Here is a 23343-nt window from a genome sequence, read left to right as displayed (position 1 = left end):
TGCCTACACGGCATTGAAGATACAAATGAATGGGTTGCAAAACACTCTGCATTTCTAAACTGCCTACACGGCATTGAAGTATCACAATTACCTAGCATCAACTCACAGCACTTTCTAAACTGCCTACACAGCATTGAAGCTCTGAAGCAAGAATGTACAACGGTGCGCGATTTTCTAAACTGCCTACACGGCATTGAAGCAATATAACTTTGTGCATACGGTTGCCAACGTTTTCTAAACTGCCTACACGGCATTGAAGAAGCAATGTTCAGCATGTAACAATCACAAATCTTTCTAAACTGCCTACACGGCATTGAAGGATTTGAAGTTTTGCTAACTCAAGCATCAACATTTCTAAACTGCCTACACGGCATTGAAGAAATAAAATTTTTATAAACACCTTGACATTCATTTCTAAACTGCCTACACGGCATTGAAGGTCGTAACATTCGACGAGGGTGAGACTCCCATTTTCTAAACTGCCTACACGGCATTGAAGTAAATCAAAGTGGCGGTATCGATGGATACATTTTTCTAAACTGCCTACACGGCATTGAAGACCCTTTCAATAATATTTAATGGCGGTAAAATTTTCTAAACTGCCTACACGGCATTGAAGATCGAATACTTACGTAATTTCGGTAATGACATTTTCTAAACTGCCTACACGGTATTGAAGTCAAATTGGAGCATCGGAGTCAGGTCTCAATTTTTCTAAACTGCCTACACGGCATTGAAGCGTTGACAAAGGGTTCATTGCCCCAAATCATGTTTCTAAACTGCCTACACGGCATTGAAGTAGAATTTTATCTCAATAGAGCCTTATTGTAAAAGAGCATACTGCACTTTACCCAATTTCTACCCTTTTTTTGAGTCTATTTTAATATCAATAATAATCAATATGTTAAAATCATCCCCAAAAAAAGGGTTAGAAATTTAAAAATCAGGAACAGTGGCTGTTTGGCTTAATCCATAGCTATTAAATGTGCCTTGCACTGGCTCTAGGCATTTTTCTTGCTTTATCCACAAAATAAATTTTTGCCCTGTACTTTTACTATTCAAATGAAGATGTGGGTATTGCAAATGAACACTTCCCCACTTTTCAATCATTTTATTTTTCACTTCAGGTGTCCATTTACCTTGTGCTGTTAATCTTTTTTCGGCACGCCTTAACGCACTCTGACCTTTAGGATTGACACGGCTAAAACGTAAATAGCCTTTTATCGTCGTCGGTACTACAGTGATAGGCATCAATAAAGCATAATCACTAATCGATGATTTTTGCTGTATATCTGCTTTAAATTTTTGCAATTCCTGCTCGGTACCAAATAGGCGAATCACTCCGCCTAATGTTCGGTGCACATTGTAACAAGGAAAACTAATTGCGATATTTCCTTGTTGATTAACCAAGATTTGGTGCAGTGACTGCATGACTTGATTCATCACGTCCACCTCGGTTATCTCAATTTGCGAAATAGCTCGCAGCTCTAAATAGTGTGAGTGCATATTATTTACTCCTTGCCACTAGCACCAAAAACACCACCACGAATTAATACCGCAATCACATAATGTTGTTGCTCAAGCAATGGTTTTTCACCTTTTAATACCCAATTATCAAATAGGGTATAAAAGTCTAATTTCTGTTTTGGTTGTCGGAAGGCATGTCCCATTGAGGTGACCGAACCATATGGTTCTATCGCTATTGGAAATTGGACATTATCGTCATACCAAGTGTCGATAGTTCGAATTGCATTACTGATTTTTTGTGAATGCATGGCCGCTTGTTTGTTCTTCTCATACAATACTTTACTTTTAGTTTTGCCAGTATCTAGAATTAATTCTTGTGACGGGTAGACTTCTTGACCTAAGCCCATCTTCAGTTTGGCTTCAACGTTAAAAATCACAAACTCTTTACCACATAATCCTGCTTCAATCAGTTTGGCAAGATCATTCACCGATTTATCATCATAATCAAATGAGTTTAGTTGATATTGTTTAACATCATTGACTTCAATCATTGGCTTTTTATCATCTTTTCGAGTAATCGAAAGGCTAATTTGCTCTGCAGCCATACGGTTACGCCATAACCAACGACCATTTAAGATATTAATAGCATAACGCTTAGCTAGTGCTGTCATTCCTTGCGTTTGAATATAACCCTGCGTTGTTTTTTCTAATTCTTTTTGATATTCAAGCTCATTACACACTGATGGTTTACCTAAAAATGGCAACACTTTACAGCTCCATGTAACGATCAAAGTATCTTTATCGGCATCTAACGAAGCGACATCTACTGTTTGTAAATTTGGTTTTTGTATTTCAGCATCTAATTTGGTTGGATCGTTTGCCACTGCATTTTTAAGACGATTTGAAATAGTGCCTCGGACTGATTTTTCAGTAACTACAACAGGAGATAATTTATTGGTATCTGTATTACTTTGCTGTGCAAAAATTGCATCTGAAATATCAAAACTACGTTCAAAAGCAAGTACACTTGCGGTTGTCATTTTATCTTTACTCATAATGTATTCCTTAGTCTATAATTTTCTAAATTTACTTAATTAGTTTCTTGATTGATAATATAAATTTCTGCATCATTAGATTGCAATTCACTGCATTTATAACGCCAAAAAGCCTGTGATAAACTCTCTTTCAAGCGTAAAGGAAAGACCCATTTACCAAGCCCATAAATACACTCCACAAATTGCGTGGCATGCTCATTACTGCGCGCATGTTCAACCTTACCCGCTGAAAATAACGGTGAAATAGCTTGATAACCCAAATGCAAAGGAACAAGCCAACCACGACCTTGTTTAACCGATGTGGTTTGCCAGTGATCTTTTTCTTGTGGATGATGATGCAATATCGCTGTTTCAATCAAGGCATCAAGCGCTGTAGCATTAGGATCTTGTTGCTGTAATTCAGTAGTGATATCTTGTAAATCTTGTGGTGCTTCAACTAAAATAAATGCGGGTAATAGCAAATTAGCTAAATCAGCATCTGATTCATCAGAAGAAATTAACTTGACATCCCCTATAGATACTACATGACCACCAGCTATACGTTGTTGGTAAAGTTTTTGTTTCATCTGTTGGATAAAGGCTTTCTGTTGCTCGGCGTCATATAATGTTTCTAAATCTTCTATTCTTACTTCAATTAATAATGATACATCAAGATGTACTCGACCTTCTTCAATAATTGAACGAGTACTACCGTTTTTGGCCAACGGATTGCGAGTTAATCGAAACGTATAATCCGCATAGTTGTTTGGCCGATAAACTTGTACATCACATTCATGACATGCGATTAACACACCATCTAAATAAATAGGATTTTCTGATTCAATTTTACGACTTAAAGCATGAATAGCGCCTAAAAATCCCGAAATAGCAGGAAATCCATACGTTAATGGGCTAGAAATTGCATTAGCATTATGAATTTTGACATGATCAAAAAATAAATAATAATCTGGTAATGCCATTAAAAGATTCCCTCCCGTTTACGTTGACTTGCTTTCACCGCAGATCTAAATTCACGGCGCCATTCACTAAATTCCGGATCGGCAAATTGCTGTTTAATATTTTTGAATTTCTCTTTTAAAATAGTTTGAACCCAAGTTGCAAAAAGCTTTTCTAGACTTTGTTGCCAATCACCTTGTTCATACTGTTTTTTAAAATCCTCTTCATTCTCTAATTGTGCTCGCTGTGGATCAAGCCAAAGTTTTTCATTAAAATTGAGTGAATAATCACGGCTCCAACCGGCTGGTTGAGTAGTTTGAATATGACGAGCAAACTTAAGTAGTAATGATAAAATCACCGCAAATGCATCTTTACGATCATCTCTTTCTTCTACAATATTTTTGGGCGCCTTAACCATATCAAACAGTAATTTAAAACCAAATCGGCAAAAATATTGCAGTGTATTATTGAAAATTGTTTTTTGGTGTTTGGAAATCGATGGAAATTGAGATTCTTGAAATTTAGGTGGCATGGAAGGTAACAAAAAATTACGTCCCATTTGACTACCAATAAGTTGGCTTGCATTTTGAGCATTACTGCCACCTAGTTTGACAACAGCAAGATCATGAAAAGAAATATAGGGCTGATGCTCAACATCTTTTTTTCTACGCAATTCTCGTGCATTTTTATTTTCTTCCGAAAATCGGGTTTGTACCTTTTGATAAACCAAATGGCACAAAGCACTAGGATGTAGTGGAATCAGTAAGCGATAATTATTTTCATGCTGTGACAAATAAGTTTCTTCACTATTCGGCCAGAAAAATTGCTTATTAAGTTCCGAAGCCTGCGCATCACTCCAATTATCTTTAAGTAACTGCTTAAAATTTTCCAAATAAAGAGCAGACTTATTTTTATCATCAGATAAAGCTTCTTGAACAGCAGGGTGATTATTAATAATAAGCTGTAAAATTGTTATATCATTTTTAACAACTTGGTTTAAAAACCCAAATATGTCTAAAGCCGCAGCGCCACTGGCATCAAAAGGCAAAGTGTTCACTGTAGCAGATGATACTAAATTATTCAGGTTATTAGGCTTTATCTGTGTATTGTAATTTGCGTTACAAGCCTTCGAGCTCGGGTGCACTCCTTTAGCTATATGGGTAGCAATAAGAAGCCATGAAATACGACGAATAGCGGCATCTTCCATCCACGTTTCAAAATCAAATCGTTTAGCGAGTTCAGCTAACTTTTGCTGAGCTTCATTCACTGCAACCTGATCGCCTAACTCTTTTGCTTTTTCTAACTTAGCGGTTTCACTTTTATAATTACTATTATTGGCAAGCCGTTGTTGCAGAAAATCTAAAATTACCTTTCTTATATCTTGCCAAGATATGTTATTCATTGACCCTCCTTATTTATTTTAAATTTTAATATAATTAGAATAAAATAATCTTTGCTAAAAATCAAGCAAATAACACAAAAAATAATCTAAAAATAAAACATAAAAAAGAAAGAAACAAAGAAACAGTTAAAACTTAACAGGTGAGATACATCAAACACAAAAAAAATAATTTAAAAAATCAATACGATAAATAAAACTAGCTAATTTACACTGTCCGAGATTAACACTTTTATAGACCGCTTATTCAGCGGTAAAATTCACTTCAAAGAAAAGTAAATACTTAACATTTCTCAGCAACCTATTCGGCTGTCAAAACTCAGTATAAAAGAATTACTTCACTTTTACTAGCAACCATTATGCACCTGACGATATTTTGTCAAAAAGTTTCAGGTAACTATGTGTTTCAGTATAAAAACAATATTCTTTTATCCTTTCTTTTCATAAAATCCTAAATAAGGATGAAAATACCAACTGCTATTACGATATAAGCTTACGCTACAAAATTCATTCGCTAAGCGATATGGCGTTTTATTTGGGAAATATTCGGTTATTCTTGCTATGGCTTGCTCGACACTATTAATTAGCCAAGGTTGAATGTTAGGATTATCAAATAACCAGTTTTTATATTCAATTATACTATTTTGGGTATCTTCGCAGCGTTCATCTGGTGTTTGCCATGCTATATCTGCATAACTAAATTGATAATCGCCATCGTCGTCGAGTTGGCAAATATATTCATCTTGTGTCTCATCATTTCCTCTAAATGGTGAAATCGCCTGTAAATGCACACAATGGTGATGAGCTAAGCCTTGTTGCCAATAGCTGGTCACATAATTACTTTTACGGGCATTAATCGCAAACAGATCTGCCATGACCTTATGTTCTAATTCGGCTAGCGTTAGCCCATCTTCTGGGCAAGACTTAATACGTGGAACTGCATCAATATTTACTAACTGATGCTCAGGAATTAGTTCATGGGTTTTATGGGTTTTCAGCAAAAATAATTGCTCTTCTTCAAACCCTGGTTTAGTAAAACAGGCTTGATCCGTACGATAATTAGATTCAATTGCTTTTAAATTCGATCCTAATATGGCTACATTGGCTTTCTGCGCGATTTTTTGTGGTCGGTGACGCCATACTCGCCCTACTAACTGGATAATAGATCGCATGGATGATGGTTCGACAATCGCCCAATCATAATCATGATCACGACCGACTTCGGTGACTGGTGTGCCAATCACAATAAAGATATGATTTTCTTTCTTGCTACCTTTTATAGCTTGACAAATTTCAGGTTGGTTAAATAGTGCCTGTTCATCACTGCGATTTAAAATTCTATCAAGTTTTTCTTCTAATTGGCTACGCAATAACAGCAGTTGTCGAGCATGATAAACCACGATATGAAAAGCAGTATCACTAGGTAACTTCTTTTGTTCGTAAATTTGTTCGGTAAGTGAAATAACATCTTCTGTATGGGCAAAACGCATTAAACCGATACTTACCTTTTTTTGTGATTTTTTATCAATTTGATGATGATCTTGGTGAAATTGATAAGCTTGATCTAATAGTTGTTTAGCTAGCACACCATAATTAATTTTTTGGTTTTCTGTTTTATTTTCTTGGTAATTTAGTAGATCTAAAATATACCCTTGACGACGGATTGCACTTTGTGCTAATTGATGAATGCGCATTGCTACAAATTGTTGATGGTGATCGCTAAACGTTTTGGTATCAGCAATTTGTGATATCGACTGTTCATATTCATCAAACCAACCACATACAATGGCATTATCGGCATATTGGTTATTTTGATTCCAAATTTTTCGCCCTGCTTGGTAAGCATCAAATAATCCGGCAATTAAATCTGGCGTTAAGGTCGCCGATGACAGCAGTACTTTGCTCCCAAACAATCCAGCTAAATGGACTAAACGCGCTAGTGCAGGCAAGTCGTGTTGATCAAAATCATCTGGCTCATCTAAAATCAAATCTGAGGTTAACAATCTTAACGTTGGTGCAATATATTTACCGCCTCGGCTACATTCGCTAGCTTGAATAATATGGTCAATTGTGCATGTCACAATAGGCGCATAAAGTAATTGCCGTGCTTTACTGTCTTCGATAATAGTACCTAATTCACAATCAGCAATACCACTTTCAGCTACATCAATATATTCATCAAGTAACGATTCGATAGATTCACTACCTTGGTTTTCTGATTTTTTTTGAGAATCGTTTTGTTCAATGTCTTCCTTACTCAGTTCAAACAAGGTTTTTGTTGCACGCCCACCCACTAAAATCGCCAGATGTTCATCACTTAAGTGTAATCTTTCTCTTAATGCTTTACCTGTTTGCAACGTTAAAACACGTAATCCCAATGCAATGGTAAAACGCACGCCCCGTTTTGGATTTGAAAGCGCATACATAATCCGCCCATTGGCTAAGGTTTTACCACAGCCAGTCGATGCCATATTCACACCAAAAAAGCCACATTCATCGGAGACATTTTGATAACTTTTTGCTAAATCAAAAGCATGATTTTGCCATTGGAATCGTTTTATAGTTGTTCGTTTGGTAAAGGGTTTATGTTGATTAATTGCGGGTAATTCCGTGGTTATTTTAGGTAATAAACGAGCAAAACGGGCTGAAAAATTAGCTACACCGACCAAATGATCATCCAAACACTGTTTGGCTTCTTTTTGGTAATTTGTGTTAGCAATCAGTATTTCCCTATTTCTTTTTGCTTCGTCATTTGATAAAGATAAACTTGAGTAGTTATGATCAGCCACCATTAAGCTTAAACGTGAAATATGCAATAAAAACGCGTCAATATTAGACAATTGCATTAAGGGAACATGATTTAGGGCTTTGGTTGCATAACGGCTTAGTTTTTTCAGCCAAAGCTGGCTTAAGGTAATATCGCTTTTAAGCTGCCAAAAATCATTGGGTGAAGTGTGTTGACTATGACTATTTTTAACCCACCCATCAACTGCATTCAATATTTTATAAAAGGTAGTTATTTTTAAGCCTGAGAGATATGAATCTTTTTCTTGTTTCTTTTTTTTATTACCACCTAATGAAGTCGTTAAAAACGGCATTCTATGATGCGACACAATGAGCCACGCAATCCATTGTGCCAATAACGGTAACTGCGTGAGATCATTTTTGTCGACTTTGGTAAGCTGCTTGTGCCAATTAGGATTCTGTTGTTGATATTGATCAAAATGCGCTAATCGATCAAATAAGGCTTCGTTCGTGGTGCAGTCTTGAATCATTAATAAAAATAATTGTAACGAAATCCATTCATGTCGGTAAGGATCAGCCGCCACCACCATTTCTGCTCGTAATTTAGATTGAAAACCAATCGTTGCTTTACCTAAATCATGAAGTAGTGCCGCTATGGTTGTAATTAATTGAATGTTTTTTGAATCAGAAGAATGAATCATATCATGATAATAACTAATTAAATTGATTGAAATATAGAAAATAAATTAACATTATTCTGTATCAAAAACGAGCATTTTATTGTTTATTAAGAACAATTGCGTGATTTCTAAATTATTATATTGTGGATGGAATTTTTAAAGACGAGCAATTCTCGTCTTTATCTTTGTGATTAGCAATAAAGTTGCTGTAATGGCGTTACAGTTTGTGCTGGATCGTAATCTAGCGCTGCAGTTGTAGCATAGGCAGCATTCATCGTGGTATCGTAATGTACCTTATATTGAATGGCACTTCGACGTAATACTTTTGAGGCTTCAATAGCTGCTCGCCCAGAGGTGGTATTAAGAATATAGCTATATTCGCCATTTTTTATATGGTCATGGATATTTGGTCGCCCTTCGTTTTCTTTTTTTACGACTTGGCATGGTATATTTGCTTGTTGTAATACCTTTGCCGTGCCAATAGTTGCATCAATACTAAACCCATGAGTAATTAACCGTTTAGCTATCTCTAACAGCCTTGTTTTATCCTGATCGCGAACCGATAATAATGCTTTCCCTGATTTTTTCATATTGGATAAACTACCCAGCTGGGCTTTAGCAAAGGCTTCAGCAAAGGTTTTACCGATTCCCATTACTTCACCAGTTGAGCGCATTTCAGGACCTAATATTGGGTCGACACCACTGAATTTATTAAACGGTAATACCACTTCTTTTACCGAATAATAAGGAGGAATCACCTCTTTAGTCACATTTTGCTTGGCAAGTGATTGCCCCGTCATCACGCGAGCCGCTATTTTCGCCAATGGTAAACCTGTTGCTTTTGAGACAAAAGGTACAGTGCGAGCTGCACGAGGATTGATTTCGATCAAATAAATTTGATTATCTTTCACCGCAAATTGCCCATTCATTAAACCTTTTACATTGAGTTCAAGTGCTAATTGTTTGGCTTGTTGTCGTAGTTTGTCTAAAATATCTGCAGTTAAGGTGTGGGTTGGCAGTGAGCAAGCAGAATCACCAGAGTGAATGCCTGCTTGTTCAATATGTTCCATAATGCCACCAATCAGGATTTGCTCACCATCAGCAATTACATCAATATCAACTTCAATTGCATCATCTAAAAAGTGATCAAGTAAGACTGGTGCATTATTTGATTCGCTTACCGCTGTTTTAAAATAACGCCTTAAATCTTGTTCATTATAGACAATTTCCATTGCGCGACCTCCTAATACATAAGAAGGTCTAACCACTAATGGATAACCTATTTTTTCTGCTTCAATGACAGCCTCATTAATATCGGTCACTGTGGCGTTGACAGGTTGTTTTAATTTCAGTTTATCGACGACTTCTTGAAAGCGTTTACGATCTTCAGCTTTATCTATAGCATCAGGTGAGGTACCAATAATTGGTAGCCCTGCTGCTTCAAGCGCACGAGCAAGTTTTAGCGGTGTTTGCCCACCGTATTGCACAATAACACCATCTGGTTTTTCAACATGTGCAATTTCAAGCACATCTTCAAGCGTAACTGGCTCAAAATAGAGGCGGTCAGAAGTATCGTAATCGGTTGAAACCGTTTCGGGATTACAGTTAACCATAATGGTCTCATAACCATCCTCACGCAGTGCCAATGCCGCATGTACACAGCAATAATCAAACTCAATACCTTGTCCGATCCGATTAGGACCACCACCAAGGATCATAATTTTTTTACGGCTAAATTGAGGATTAGCTTCACACTCTTGCTCATAGGTTGAATAAAGATAAGCGGTATCTGTTGCAAATTCAGCCGCACAGGTATCAACACGTTTATAAACAGGGTGAATTTGATATTGATGACGTAAATCGCGAACAGCTTGTTCTGTGGTATTAAGCAATTTGGCGATGCGTAAATCTGAAAAACCTTTACGTTTTAATTGCCACAATGTTTCTTGATCAAGCTGTGCAAGTGATTGTTCCTTTAGCTTGTTTTCAAGGTTAACCAACTCTTCAATTTGTACTAAAAACCAACGATCAATATTGGTTAGTAAAAAGATATCTTCTAAGTTGAATCCTGCTCTAAAAGCATCAGCAATATACCAAATCCGATCAGCGCCCGCTTCTTGGAGCTCATAACGAATTTTGGTGATATTTTTTTCATCAGTATGATTATCAATTTTAGGATCAAATCCTGAAGCGCCAACTTCAAGCCCTCGCAACGCTTTTTGTATTGATTCTTGGAAGGTGCGCCCAATGGCCATCACTTCACCAACTGATTTCATTTGTGTGGTTAAACGATCGTTACAACCAGCAAATTTTTCAAAATTAAAGCGTGGAATTTTGGTGACAACATAATCAATTGACGGTTCAAATGAAGCAGGGGTTTTTCCGCCTGTTATATCATTAGATAATTCATCAAGCGTATAACCGACAGCCAGTTTAGCGGCGATTTTCGCGATAGGAAAGCCCGTTGCTTTCGAAGCTAAGGCAGATGATCGCGACACCCGTGGATTCATCTCAATAACAATTAATCGTCCTGTCTTTGGATCAACCGAAAATTGTACATTGGAGCCACCAGTTTCAACACCAATTTCACGCAGTACCGCGATCGAAGCGTTACGCATGATTTGGTATTCTTTATCAGTCAAGGTTTGTGCCGGAGCCACCGTAATTGAATCACCTGTATGAATACCCATTGGATCAAAGTTTTCAATTGAACAAACAATAATGCAGTTATCATTTTTGTCTCGAACTACTTCCATTTCATATTCTTTCCAACCAATTAATGATTCATCAATAAGTAGTTCATTGGTTGGCGAAAGATCAAGTCCTCGAGTACAAATTTCGTCAAACTCTTCGGTATTATAAGCAATACCGCCACCAGTGCCCCCCATGGTAAATGATGGACGAATAATGCAAGGAAAACCGACTTGATCAAGAACGGCGTAAGCTTCTTTAAGCGAATGAGCAATCCCTGAGCGAGCGGTATCAAGACCAATTTTTTTCATCGCCTCATCAAAGCGTTTTCGATCTTCGGCTTTATCGATAGCATCGGCTGTTGCACCAATCATTTCAACATTAAATTCTTTCAATACACCTTGTTTTTCAAGCTCTAATGCACAGTTTAACGCTGTTTGACCGCCCATGGTTGGTAAAATGGCGTCTGGCCTTTCTTGTTCAATAATCTTACGAACGCTTGTCCAATGAATGGGTTCAATATAAGTGGCATCAGCCATTTCAGGATCTGTCATGATAGTGGCTGGATTAGAGTTAACTAAAATAACACGATAACCTTCTTCACGCAGCGCTTTACAAGCTTGTGCACCAGAATAATCAAATTCACATGCTTGACCAATAACAATTGGGCCAGCGCCAATAATTAGTATACTTTTTATGTCTGTTCGCTTAGCCATAATTATTGCTCCTGCTTATAAATTTTAATTAACTCAATAAAGTGGTCAAAAAGAGGTGCGGCATCATGAGGCCCAGGACTGGCTTCAGGATGACCTTGAAAACTAAAAGCTGGTTTTTGATTGTGATGAATGCCTTGTAATGAACCATCGAACAGTGATTTGTGCGTCGCTCGTAAATGAGCTGGTAAGCTTGCCTCATCTACAGCGAAACCGTGATTTTGTGCAGTGATCATTACCTTATTATTTTCTAGATCTTTAACAGGATGATTACCACCATGATGACCAAACTTCATTTTGATAGTTCTAGCACCACAAGCAAGCGCAAGAAGTTGATGACCTAAACAAATGCCAAAAATAGGAATATCTGTGTTTAAAAATTGCTTAATAGCATCAATGGCATAAGTGCATGGAGCGGGATCACCGGGTCCATTAGACAAGAAGATACCGTCAGGATTTAATGCAAGTACTTCGTCTGCCGTTGTTTTTGCCGGCACGACAGTTAATCGACAACCACGTTCAACTAGCATTCGTAAAATATTGTGTTTTACACCAAAATCATAAGCAACAACATGATATGGTAATTGGCTTTCTGGTTTTGGAGCAGGCTGTTTCTGTTGCCTTGTCCATATGCCTTGTGACCAAATATAACTTGTCAAACAAGTCACTTCTTTGGCTAAATCAAGCCCGCTTAATCCTTTAAAATCGATTGCCTGCTGTTTAGCTATTTCGGCTTTTTCAAGTAAGCTCGTTTTGTCCGTTGCTGTTATGATGACGCCATGCTGTGCACCTTTTTCACGCAAAATACGGGTTAAGCGCCGCGTATCAATATCTGCAATGGCAATAACATTATGTTTTTTTAAATAGCTAGAAAGATCGAGTTCATTTCTATAATTACTAGCTAATAATGGTAAATCACGAATGATCAGCCCTTTTGCATAAACTTGCTTTGACTCGGCATCTTCATTGTTCGTGCCAACATTACCAATATGTGGATAAGTTAATGTCACTAATTGTTCGCAATAAGAAGGATCAGTAAGAATTTCTTGGTAACCAGTCATTGATGTATTAAACACTACTTCACCAACAGCTTGTCCGTCAGCACCAATTGACTTACCAACAAATTGTGAACCATCTTGTAACATAAAGAGGGCATAAGTTTGCATGATTTAAAAGGCCTTTTGAATAAAAAATCAATATAAATGAATAAAAATACAATTCAATTCATTTTTAGCAGACAATATTTAATCATTTTATTACAAATTTTTAAACAAAAAAAGCAATATTATAAAAAATAAATAGATAATAATGTCTCATTTTTGAGACTTAACGACAAAAACAAATAAAATATTATTCGTATTATTATGTTTAGCTTGAATTTGCATAATTATTCAAATAGAATCGTACAAATATTTATCGCCATTTAGGAGCTTATCATGCACGGTTTTTATCAGCGCCATTTTTTACGGTTACTTGATTTTACCCCTACCGAAATTAATCAATTAATTAATCTTGCTATTGAATTAAAACAAGCTAAACGACAAGGGCAAGAACAACAACATTTGATTGGTAAAAATATCGCGTTAATTTTTGAGAAAGACTCCACCCGTACGCGTTGTGCATTTGAGGTTGGTGCATTTGATCAAGGTGCAAATGTCACTTATTTAGGGCCAAGTGGTAGTCAAATTGGGCATAAAGAATCAATTGCAGATACAGCTCGAGTACTTGGGCGAATGTATGACGGTATTGAGTACCGTGGTTATGGTCAAGAGATCGTTGAAACATTAGCTCAATATGCTGGTGTACCAGTATGGAATGGCTTAACGACCGAAGCACATCCAACCCAAATATTAGCCGATTTTATGACGATGAAAGAGCATATAGGCAATCGCCCATTAAGTAGTATTAAATTTGCCTATTTAGGTGATGCCCGTAATAACATGGGAAATTCGTTAATGGAAGGTGCGGCTTTAATGGGAATGGAAATTCGTTTAGTTGCACCAAAGGCCTGTCATCCCGAAGCCGAACTTGTACAAAAGTGCCAAGATATTGCAAAAAATACGGGTGCAAAAATTATTTTAACAGAAGATGTTGCCAAAGGAGTTAAAGACGTCGACTTTTTATATACTGATGTATGGGTATCAATGGGTGAACCTAAGGAAGTTTGGGATGAGCGTGTTAAATTATTAACACCTTATCAAGTGAATGAAAATGTTATTAAACTTACCAATAATCCAAATGTCAAATTCATGCACTGTTTACCAGCTTTTCATGATATGAACACTACCGTCGGTAAACAAATGGCAGCTCAATATGGTTTAACCAATGGACTTGAAGTGACTAATGATGTGTTTGAATCTGAACATAGTATTGTTTTTGATGAAGCAGAAAACAGACTGCATACCATTAAAGCGGTAATGGTTGCAACATTAACCAAAGATGAATAATATTGACATAATCAATACTTAAATGCTTAGCTAAAAAATTAGGCACTTTCTTTTTGCCGGCTTAATGTCGGCAAATTTTATTTAAAAGAATATTGGATTATGACAAAACAAGAACGAAATAAAGATTTTAAAAAATTCCTCAAGTTAACCAATCCCATTCATTTTTTAGCTGTAGGACTAGGTAGTGGTTTGTCTCCAATTATGCCAGGAACAATGGGATCGTTAATGGCGATTCCACTTTGGCTATTATTTTATGGTTTACAACCAGCTTTATACTGGGTATTTATTTTAGTGACTTTTATTTTTGGTTGTTTTATTTGCCAAAAAACATCGGATGATACCCATACTCACGATTCAGGGCATATAGTATGGGATGAATTTGTTGGCATGTGGATCACCCTATTTTTTATTCCACAACTTTCTGTTATGTGGATTGCGATAGCCTTTATAGCATTTAGGATTTTTGATATGGCAAAACCGTGGCCAATTCGTTGGTTTGATAAACGCATACCTGGCGGTTTTGGTATTATGGTGGATGATGTGATTGCCGCTATCTTTTCATCATTCACCGTTTATATCATGACATTGGTTATTTAAGATGTAATCTTATACTAAAACGCATACTTTCCTGAAAGTTTTTTACAAAAATAGATTAAAACATCTTTTGCGACCATCCTAACTTAGTCGAAAGATTATTAAAATAATCATAATCTTTGGTATGAATTAAATTAAATTCATATAAAGATCGGCGAATAATCACATCTTGTGTTGGTTTGACAGGTAAAATAATCTGACTATCACAAGCAATATTGAGATCCAGTGCTGTTGTTGGAAATTTTAGACGTATAGGGTTATCACTTTTAATCACTAATGGTCTAACCGCTAGCGAGTGAGGAAACATTGGGGTAATAATTAAAGCATCTAAATGTGGCGCTAAAATAGGACCTCCTGCTGATAACGAGTAAGCAGTAGAGCCTGTTGGTGTTGCAATAATTAAGCCATCAGCACGTTGTGAAAATGCATTGCGTTCATTAATATAGACATCGTAATCAATCATATGAGCAACAGTATTTGGCGTTACGACAATTTCGTTAACAGCAAACCCTGAATTAATTAATTTACCATTATCATAAATAGAAACTTCAAGTAAAAATCGAGGATCATCATCATATTCACCCGCAATAACTGGACTTAATTGTTCAATCACTTGTTCATGCGAGATATCCGTTAAGAAACCGAGATTACCTCGATTAACACCAATCACTTTGATTTTATAGTGTGACAAGTACCTAGCTGAACGTAGCATATTTCCATCACCACCCACAACAATGGCTAGGTCAGCCTGTTCACCAATTGCTTCTAACGAGGCGTAATGGCTAACTGGAAATTGAATATGATCCGCTAAGCGATCTTCAACTAGCACATGAATACCAAGACTAACAAGCCAATCATAAAGCACTTGATGAGTTTCGATTGCCTCTAATTTACGAGGAAGCCCAATGAGACCAATGCATTTAAAAGGTGTATCCATAAAATATCCTTGTAATTTTTATATAAATCTATGTATTTTTTAGTTTTAGTTCAAAAAAATGCATATCAACATGCCAATAAGCTTGTAATAATAAAATTTATCCCCATAATAACCGTTATTCACTGAGTTTTCGACTACATTATTTGGAGTACCTTATGACAGAGCAAGATAAAAATATGTCAGAAAATGAAACTAACGAAACTAATATTGATACACCAACAGAAGAAACTATCGAGCAAGAAACCCCAGCGCAACCAAGTCTAGAAGAGCAATTAAACGCAAAAGATACACGCATTGCAGAGCTAGAACAAGCATTACAGTTGGCTAAAAAAAATGAAAGCGAAGCCATGATTCGTGCGCGAGCTGAAATTGATAATGTTCGTAAACGTGTTGAACAAGATGTTGATAAAGCTCGTAAATTTGCACTAGAAAAATTCTCTAATGAATTACTCCCCGTTATTGATAATTTAGAGAGAGCTTTAGAATCTACAGATAAAACCAACCCTGAGCATAAAGCTACTGTTGAAGGGTTAGAACTGACATTAAAATCATTCCTAGATACTGTCAAAAAATTTGGTATTGAAGTGATTAATACTGAAGATTCACAACTAAATCCGGATGTGCATCAAGCCATTAGTATGGTGGAATCACCAGAACATCAATCAGGTCAAATAGTAAATACCATCCAAAAAGGCTATACCTTAAATGGCCGGTTAATTCGCCCTGCGATGGTAATTGTTGCTAAATAGTTATCTTTAGATAGGTTAACCGCCAATCACTGTGGCGGTTAATTTTATTGATTCCGTTGCTCCTCACGAGCAAGTTTCTTCATTTTTTGTTCAATTCGTTGACGTTTTAATGGTGAAAGGTAATCAACAAAGAGTTTACCTTTTAAGTGATCCATTTCGTGTTGGATACAGATAGCAAGTAACTCATCGGCATCAATTTCGTAAGGATTGCCATGGCGATCTAGGGCTTTAATTTTGATTTTTTCTGCTCTTGGCACAAATCCACGACAATCAGGAACCGATAAGCACCCTTCCTCAATACCCGTTTCACCTTCTTGGCTTATCACTTCAGGATTGATGATCACATAAACTTGGCTTTTATCTTCTGATACATCAATAACAATAATTTGTTCATGTACATCAACTTGGGTTGCAGCAAGCCCAATACCGTTTTCGTCGTACATGGTTTCAATCATATTATCAATGATCGTTTGTAGCTCAGGGGTGAACTTAGTAACTGGTTTAGCAACTTTGCGAAGTCGCTCATCAGGAAAACGTAATACCGGTAAAATAGCCATAAATTATTCGATCTACTCCTCAAATTTCGGGTTTATTCAAACTATTGCTCATTGTAAACATTTATCATACTGATGAATAGCCCTTGTTGGCTATTGGTAGTATTTATCTTATCAATTCAAGATATCTAAATCATTTAAAACGAGTGCGGAAAGATTATGATGAGTAAATATGAGTTTTTATTACGAATTTCAATGCTTAGTTATGGGAAACGAGCCATTTTTGTAAAAATTGGGCAGATCTTTACAAACAACTTACCTAATAGTATTCAAAACGTCTCTTATGTATTAGATAAGTTGAAATTGTCTGATGCTCAATTAGCGTTATTTTATGAAACTTCATATCTTCATTTTGAACCAATACTTGAATGGCTAGATTCGCCTAACCCACCAAAACACCTTATTGCTTATAGTGATAGCGACTATCCATTATTACTTAAACAAATTTGCTCTCCACCTTTATTATTGTTTGTTTTAGGTAATCGGCAGTTATTACATTCGCCTCAATTAGCTATGGTTGGAAGTCGTGAATTTAGTGAATATGGAGCACTGTGGGGACGATATTTTGCTAGTGAATTAGCTATTAATGGCTTAACAATAACTAGTGGTTTGGCATTGGGATTAGATGCTATTTGCCATCGTGGTGCACTTGATGTATCGGGTTATACCATCGCAGTTTTAGGCAGCGGTTTAGCAAAAATTGCACCAAGATCAAATCTAAACTTAGCTAATGATATTTTGTCGCAAGATGGGGCGATTGTATCGGAATTTTTGCCATTTGAAAAAGCCAGATCGGTTTATTTTCCTCGTCGGAACCGAATTATTAGCGGGCTAAGTTTAGGAACTTTCGTGGTTGAAGCGTCAGAAAAAAGTGGTTCATTAATTACTGCACGTTATGCTCTTGAACAAAACCGCGATGTATTTGCCTTGCCAGGTGATATTAACAATGAAAACTGTAGTGGAACACATTATTTGATTAAACAAGGTGCTTATTTAGTTTCGAAGCCTACTGATATTTTAGAGCATTATTATAGTTATTTATCAGCAGTAAATAACTCTCATAATCAGCCTAAAGAAAAACAGTGCAATTCTATTTTGTATCCTGAAATTTTTTCTATTATTCACCATCAACCGATTCCTGTTGATATTATTGCTCAGCAAGTAAATATGTCAATTTCAGAAGTGACTACCAAATTATTAGATATGGAACTAGAAGGATTAATTAAAACAGTAACAGGCGGTTATATTCGTAATCGAGTAATTTAAAATTAAAAAGATTTTTGTTAAAAATTTTCAGATAAGTAGATGTTTAAGTATAAAACCCGCCGATAGGTATCGGCGAATCGAGTGCTGATACTATTTTTACTTATCTTCAATTTCAAGCGCAATTTCAGATAGGATGATACCTGTGTTATCGGCATAAACAAAATCACCAGAAAAGAAAGTCACACCACCAAAATTAACACGAATATCGATTTCGCCAACACCTTGATCTTCGGCTCCTACTGGAATAGCAGCTAGAGCTTGAATACCAATGTCGGCTTCGGCTAGATAATCAACTTGGCGAACAGCACCATAAACAATGATTCCTTCCCATTGATTTTGAACAGCAATATCTACTAGCTCTGCATCAATTAATGCACGGCGAACAGAACCACCACCATCAATGACAAGGATTTTACCTGCACCATTAGATTGTAAAATTTCGTATAGTAAGCCGTTATCCTCAAAACATTTAACTGTTACAGCTTGACCAGAAAATGATGCAACACCACCAAAGTTACTGAATATCGGTTCAACTACGTTAATATCTTCTGGGTAATAATCGCAAAGAATTGAAGTATCAAACTCCATCATCAAATCTCCTTTTGCTGTCATGTTTAATGATATTTAGTATAACGCTAACATTAAATAAAATGATATTAAATTTAAATAAACGTGAACTAGCTCAAAATAATACCCAAACAATAAAGTAAATTAGTCAATAAAGCAAGCTTAACCATCTGTATTAATAAAGGCACAGCCGTTTTTATACTATTAAATTTAAATAAAGCATCAATATGTTTGACATATAACGGTAAGATTAAAAGAAATAATCCACTATAAATTGTGTGTAAATTGTAATAAGCAAATAGACTAAATAAAATAAATGAACTTAGTAATAACAATAGATGATAATATTTACCTAACGTTTTACCCATTAATACAACTAATGTTCTTTTATGATTTGCTCGATCGCTATCAATATCACGAAGATTGTTAATATTTAAAACAGCAACAGCCAGCAACCCATTACTAATCGCAGGTAATATAATTGATACAGATAATGACTTTACTTGTAAAAAATAACTACCTATTACACCGACTAAACCAAAAAATATTAATACAGATAAATCACCTAATCCAATATAGCCATAAGGTTTTTTACCTATTGTATAAGTAATTGCAGCAATAATAGATAGTGACCCTAGTAATATAAAAATTAAAAATTGATAAGTGTTATGGCAGGCAAAAATGATCAAACTCAAACCTGATATAATACATAAAAAAATATTAATACATAAGGCCATTTTTAACTGTTCTAGAGTGATAAGCCCTAATTGAACTCCTCGAGTATGAGCAAGCACATTTTGCCTATCACTCCCTTTAATTGCATCACCATAATCATTGGCTAAATTGGATAATATCTGTAATAAGCTGGCAGTAATGAGTGAAAGTAACAAGATAAGTACATCAAAAGATTGTTGCCAATAAGCCAATGCATTACCCAATAAAATAGAAGAAAAAGAAAGCGCTAAAGTTTTAGGTCGAAAACTAATAATCCATGGATAAAATTTCATGTGCGTTTAATATATCATTTATAACTAGGAAAATAATAATTACATAATAAGCATCAATATGATTGTTACATTTTAACAGCTAATAATAAACTTGTTATTATTTTATTTTTCTGTTTGCATGCTGTAGTTTTTAAACAATTTTCTTATTCGCCCATCTCGCAATGCAGCAATAAAAATACCTAGCGAACCATATATAATCCCAAGTAATAAAATCATAAACACATTAAATAAATTTTCTTTTAGACCTAGTCCCATTTGATTTACGCCTGCAATCATATTTGTTGCCCAAGTTGATGGTAACATTTTGGAAACAACTTGCACCCAAAATGGCATTGCATCGAGTGGCCAAATTGTGCCTGATAAATAAAAGACTGGAGTTGTCAAAAATGCCAGTGTTAGATAAATCATTTCGGTTTTTCGTAAGCATTCTGTCAGTAATTTACTGAGTCCTAACACACCAAGTAATAAGGGAAATGTCATAATTAAAATTTCGGGAATATTAGCAAGCTGTCGATAGCCAAGAATCCAAGGCCACAAGCCAAATAGCACAATAGATAAAAATAACCAGATAGGAATTAACCCACTTAAGCTACCCAGTATAACTATTTTAGGTGGTTTGCCTTGAGGTAGTGAGCTTAATGTAATATTGGTGCGAGTTGCCGCAATTAGGAAAGAGTGTTGCAATAACATAACTAATAAGCCTGGAAACGTAATAGCAGCAAAACTGATGCCTGCATTATAAAGTGGTTCTGTTTGCCCTTTGATTGGTGACAAGATGATATTGATCTGTTTATCTGAAAATCCATTATTACGCATTATTTTAGTATTATATTCAATCAATATCTGCTGATAGATCCCTTTTATATCAACTTGTATTAAACCATTAGCTAAACGGCTTGAGGCATCTCCATAAGCAGGTATAGTGACTTCTTGACCACTTAATAACCGTTTTTCAAAATCATTTGGAATAGTAAATACTGCAAAAATTTTATGATTATTAATATCATCATAAGCCTGTAGTGAACTATCATATATAACTGTTTCAATTTTAGAGCTAGTATTTAAAGAACGAATTAAACTTCGGCTTGCCGCTGTATGATCTTGATCAACAATAGCAACAGGCAAACTGGTGATAGTGCCATTACTATAAACTAAGCTCATCAATGAAACAGATAATAGCAATAATAACCACATAGGTCTTACTAACATAAATAAAAATATTTTTACGAATGAAGACCAAAATATTTTAATCATCCTAGTATTCCTCCTACTGTGAATGTAACCGTCTTACTAGGCGTTTTCTTACTAAGACTGTAATAATTATTGGGTAGATCATCAAAATACCACAGGTTTTTAACACAGAAAGATAGCTAGAATGACGTAAAAATAGATCAAACAACTTATTAAGCGCATAAGTTAAAGGCTCAAGTGATGAAATAAATCTCGCAATCCAAGGCATGGAAAGCTCTGGTACAACAATGCCAGAATAAGTTAATGCAAGTCCAACTAAAATACCTATATAAGTATAAGCATCAATTGCTGTTTTGGTAAAAGAATAGAGCAAAATACCAATACTTTGCGCTGCAATGACATAGAAAAAGACAACAGTGATCATGGCAAATGGCGAGCCTGATACACGTGCATCAGAAAACAAAACTAACATCGCAATTTCAAAAATAAGTAACATTGTATACCAAATGGTATAGGGCGCTAACTTACCAAGGACAAATGGGTAATTAGGCCGTGTCCTTTTAGGTAGTTGCGATAAAATATGTATTGTGGTTGTTACCACAAATAATTGTAACAAATGAACTACAGCTGAAAATTGTTGAAAGTACATTGAGTTACCGCTTGCATTAAATAACCCATCATAATTAAAATTGACTTTCGCAAGTGGAGGTACCGGCATGCCAATACTGGTTGCCAATGTGGTTCGATATTGGGTATTTAATGATGCAATTAAACCCGAATAATCCATAATGGAATACAATCCTGCACTGTAATATAACGCATTATAATACAGCATTGGTGTTGGTTGATGACCAGCTAATACATCTGATTCAAAATTAGGAGGAATATACAAAATGGCATAAATTTTTGCTTTTTGTAAATCACTTTCCGCCAAAGAAAGCTCATTGCCGTAATTGATAAGATTAGCATGTGCACCAGCATTAAGATCACGCATTATTTCGCGTGATAAACCACTTTTATCATTATCAATATAACCAACAGGAAGATCGAATAAAACACCACGATAAAAAATACTGCTGATTAATACAAAAATAATAAGAGGTAAAATCCACATTAACCAGTGAAACGTAAATCGCTTAAATATAACAAGTATTTCTGCATTAAACGCTTGTTTAAAACGACACCAAAAATCCCAAATTAGTTGTCTAATTTCCATAATGCACTCATACCTGCACGTAAACCCTCAATAGGTTTAATTGGATAAAGTCGAACTTCAAAGGTTTTTAAATCAAAATCTCCAGTCGCTCGTGTTGCACGTTTTGTTGCATAATCTCCCATTGGAGCAATATAACGAACCTCGGCCTCAATTTCTTTACTACCAAGAGCAGGAACATCAAGCTTAACATGATCGCCTTTATGAATATTGGGCATAATATTTTCACGAAGATTAAATATAAAGTAAGCTTGAGGAAGTTGAATAATAGTTAATAAAGGACTATTGGCGTTAAATAACTCACCCACTTCGGCAGGTACTGAGCCGACTTCGCCACCAACGGGAGCTTTTACTTGTAAATCGTCATATTGAATTTGTAATTGTTTAAGTTGTTCTTCTGCTTGTTTTAATTGCGCATCATAAATTTGTCGTTGTTCGACACGATCGCCATTTTTAGCTTGATCTAAACTTGCTTGCGCTGATTGTACTTGTTGAAAAGCCGCATCACGGTTTTTTAGTGCATTATCTAATATTGATTGCGACACAAATCCTTTAGCCGAAATGGCTTTGTTACGATCATATTCTTTAGATGCATTATCATAAGCCACTTTAGCTTGTTGAAGTAATGCTTCATAGTAGCGAATGCTTTCTTCACGTGTGCCATGTTTAGAAAGCTCAACTTGAGCTTTTGCTTGTTCACAAACGGCTTCGGCCGCTTTAACCTGAGCTAATAGCTCTGGACTATCGAGTGTAATTAAAATATCGTTAGGTTTAACATCATCCCCACGATTAACATGAATGACTTGCACTCGGCCTTTTGCTTTAGACACAACATTAATATTCGGCGCATCAACTTCGCCTTGTAATATAAGCGGGCTATTGTGTGAGCGAATTAAAATCGTCATTGATATCAAAATAACGATTAACGTAATGATAATAAAAAATTTTTTATTCATAAAATTTCGTGTATAGAGTGATGGTAAAGACATAAGGCATAAAAAATTAAAATGATCATATACTATATTTTATAAACATATGACCACTTTTATTTTCGCATTATACAAAAAGTGCTTTATAAGCGTTAAATAAAACAAAAAATCATTTTAAATCAATACATATTAATGTGTATCTT

General features: G+C 35.7%; 18 protein-coding genes and 1 CRISPR repeat array (1 of these 19 cut by a window edge). Of the genes, 4 read left to right on the top strand and 14 right to left on the bottom strand.

The window, feature by feature from the left end:
- Positions 1–799: direct repeats of the CRISPR family, unit length 28 nt; unit sequence TTTCTAAACTGCCTACACGGCATTGAAG (it extends 129 nt beyond the left edge of the window).
- A gap of 137 nt (positions 800–936) precedes the next feature.
- The 7 genes from cas6f to carA all read right to left on the bottom strand — a co-directional run bounded on the left by cas6f (position 937) and on the right by carA (position 12852).
- Positions 937–1506, bottom strand: a complete 570-nt coding sequence (gene cas6f / locus GQ590_RS04290) for a type I-F CRISPR-associated endoribonuclease Cas6/Csy4 (RefSeq protein ID WP_160407027.1) — start codon at positions 1504–1506, stop codon at positions 937–939.
- Between the two features lie 5 nt (positions 1507–1511).
- A complete protein-coding gene (csy3, locus tag GQ590_RS04285) occupies positions 1512–2522 on the bottom strand; it encodes a type I-F CRISPR-associated protein Csy3 (protein WP_160407030.1) in 1011 nt (336 codons plus the stop codon).
- A 35-nt stretch (positions 2523–2557) separates the two neighbouring features.
- Positions 2558–3481, bottom strand: coding sequence for a type I-F CRISPR-associated protein Csy2 (gene csy2, locus GQ590_RS04280; protein ID WP_160407033.1), 924 nt, complete (start codon positions 3479–3481; stop codon positions 2558–2560).
- The gene (gene csy1, locus GQ590_RS04275; RefSeq protein WP_160407036.1) at positions 3481–4860 is read right to left on the bottom strand and encodes a type I-F CRISPR-associated protein Csy1; all 1380 of its coding nucleotides are present in this window, start codon (positions 4858–4860) and stop codon (positions 3481–3483) included. Before csy1 ends, csy2 begins: the two co-directional genes overlap by 1 nt.
- Positions 4861–5285: 425 nt before the next feature.
- Positions 5286–8303, bottom strand: coding sequence for a type I-F CRISPR-associated helicase Cas3f (gene cas3f, locus GQ590_RS04270; protein ID WP_160407039.1), 3018 nt, complete (start codon positions 8301–8303; stop codon positions 5286–5288).
- A gap of 170 nt (positions 8304–8473) precedes the next feature.
- Positions 8474–11689 (bottom strand): carbamoyl-phosphate synthase large subunit, encoded by a 3216-nt coding sequence (gene carB / locus GQ590_RS04265; protein ID WP_160407042.1) that lies wholly within the window; start codon positions 11687–11689, stop codon positions 8474–8476.
- Positions 11690–11691: 2 nt separating this feature from the next.
- Positions 11692–12852 carry a glutamine-hydrolyzing carbamoyl-phosphate synthase small subunit gene (gene carA, locus GQ590_RS04260; RefSeq protein WP_160407045.1) on the bottom strand — a complete coding sequence of 387 codons (1161 nt, stop codon included), beginning with the start codon at positions 12850–12852 and terminating at the stop codon, positions 11692–11694.
- 270 nt (positions 12853–13122) lie between these two features.
- Here carA and argF point away from each other — a divergent pair, with 270 nt between their 5' ends.
- Both argF and GQ590_RS04250 read left to right on the top strand, forming a co-directional pair.
- Positions 13123–14133 carry an ornithine carbamoyltransferase gene (gene argF, locus GQ590_RS04255; protein WP_160407048.1) on the top strand — a complete coding sequence of 337 codons (1011 nt, stop codon included), beginning with the start codon at positions 13123–13125 and terminating at the stop codon, positions 14131–14133.
- A 99-nt stretch (positions 14134–14232) separates the two neighbouring features.
- Positions 14233–14730 carry a phosphatidylglycerophosphatase A gene (locus tag GQ590_RS04250; RefSeq protein ID WP_160407051.1) on the top strand — a complete coding sequence of 166 codons (498 nt, stop codon included), beginning with the start codon at positions 14233–14235 and terminating at the stop codon, positions 14728–14730.
- A 55-nt stretch (positions 14731–14785) separates the two neighbouring features.
- On the opposite strand, the gene nadK is transcribed toward GQ590_RS04250, so the two are convergent.
- The gene (gene nadK / locus GQ590_RS04245) at positions 14786–15664 is read right to left on the bottom strand and encodes an NAD(+) kinase (protein WP_160407054.1); all 879 of its coding nucleotides are present in this window, start codon (positions 15662–15664) and stop codon (positions 14786–14788) included.
- A gap of 155 nt (positions 15665–15819) precedes the next feature.
- Here nadK and grpE point away from each other — a divergent pair, with 155 nt between their 5' ends.
- Positions 15820–16413, top strand: a complete 594-nt coding sequence (gene grpE, locus GQ590_RS04240) for a nucleotide exchange factor GrpE (protein WP_160407057.1) — start codon at positions 15820–15822, stop codon at positions 16411–16413.
- A gap of 44 nt (positions 16414–16457) precedes the next feature.
- Here grpE and def read toward each other — a convergent pair whose 3' ends face one another.
- Positions 16458–16970 carry a peptide deformylase gene (gene def / locus GQ590_RS04235; protein WP_065605826.1) on the bottom strand — a complete coding sequence of 171 codons (513 nt, stop codon included), beginning with the start codon at positions 16968–16970 and terminating at the stop codon, positions 16458–16460.
- Between the two features lie 156 nt (positions 16971–17126).
- Between def and dprA the strand changes: the two genes are divergently transcribed.
- Positions 17127–18233: a DNA-processing protein DprA gene (gene dprA / locus GQ590_RS04230; RefSeq protein ID WP_160407061.1), complete on the top strand. Its 1107-nt coding sequence runs from the start codon at positions 17127–17129 to the stop codon at positions 18231–18233.
- 96 nt (positions 18234–18329) lie between these two features.
- On the opposite strand, the gene rraA is transcribed toward dprA, so the two are convergent.
- The 5 genes from rraA to GQ590_RS04205 all read right to left on the bottom strand — a co-directional run bounded on the left by rraA (position 18330) and on the right by GQ590_RS04205 (position 23167).
- On the bottom strand, positions 18330–18821 hold the full coding sequence (gene rraA / locus GQ590_RS04225; RefSeq protein WP_160407170.1) for a ribonuclease E activity regulator RraA: 492 nt from the start codon (positions 18819–18821) through the stop codon (positions 18330–18332).
- 89 nt (positions 18822–18910) lie between these two features.
- Positions 18911–19807 (bottom strand): 1,4-dihydroxy-2-naphthoate polyprenyltransferase, encoded by an 897-nt coding sequence (locus GQ590_RS04220; RefSeq protein WP_160407064.1) that lies wholly within the window; start codon positions 19805–19807, stop codon positions 18911–18913.
- Between the two features lie 102 nt (positions 19808–19909).
- The gene (locus GQ590_RS04215; protein ID WP_368669152.1) at positions 19910–21058 is read right to left on the bottom strand and encodes an ABC transporter permease; all 1149 of its coding nucleotides are present in this window, start codon (positions 21056–21058) and stop codon (positions 19910–19912) included.
- 16 nt (positions 21059–21074) lie between these two features.
- The gene (locus tag GQ590_RS04210; RefSeq protein ID WP_160407070.1) at positions 21075–22214 is read right to left on the bottom strand and encodes an ABC transporter permease; all 1140 of its coding nucleotides are present in this window, start codon (positions 22212–22214) and stop codon (positions 21075–21077) included.
- Entirely contained in the window at positions 22196–23167 is a 972-nt protein-coding gene (locus GQ590_RS04205; RefSeq protein ID WP_160407073.1) for an HlyD family secretion protein, read from the bottom strand. The genes GQ590_RS04210 and GQ590_RS04205 overlap by 19 nt, the downstream gene beginning before the upstream one ends.
- Positions 23168–23343 lie beyond the last annotated feature (176 nt).

Source organism: Gilliamella sp. Lep-s35 (genome assembly GCF_009795845.1).
Taxonomy (GTDB): Bacteria; Pseudomonadota; Gammaproteobacteria; order Enterobacterales; family Orbaceae; genus Gilliamella.
The sequence above is the reverse complement of the archived record's forward strand: the minus strand, read 5'-3'. Positions and strand labels throughout refer to the sequence as shown.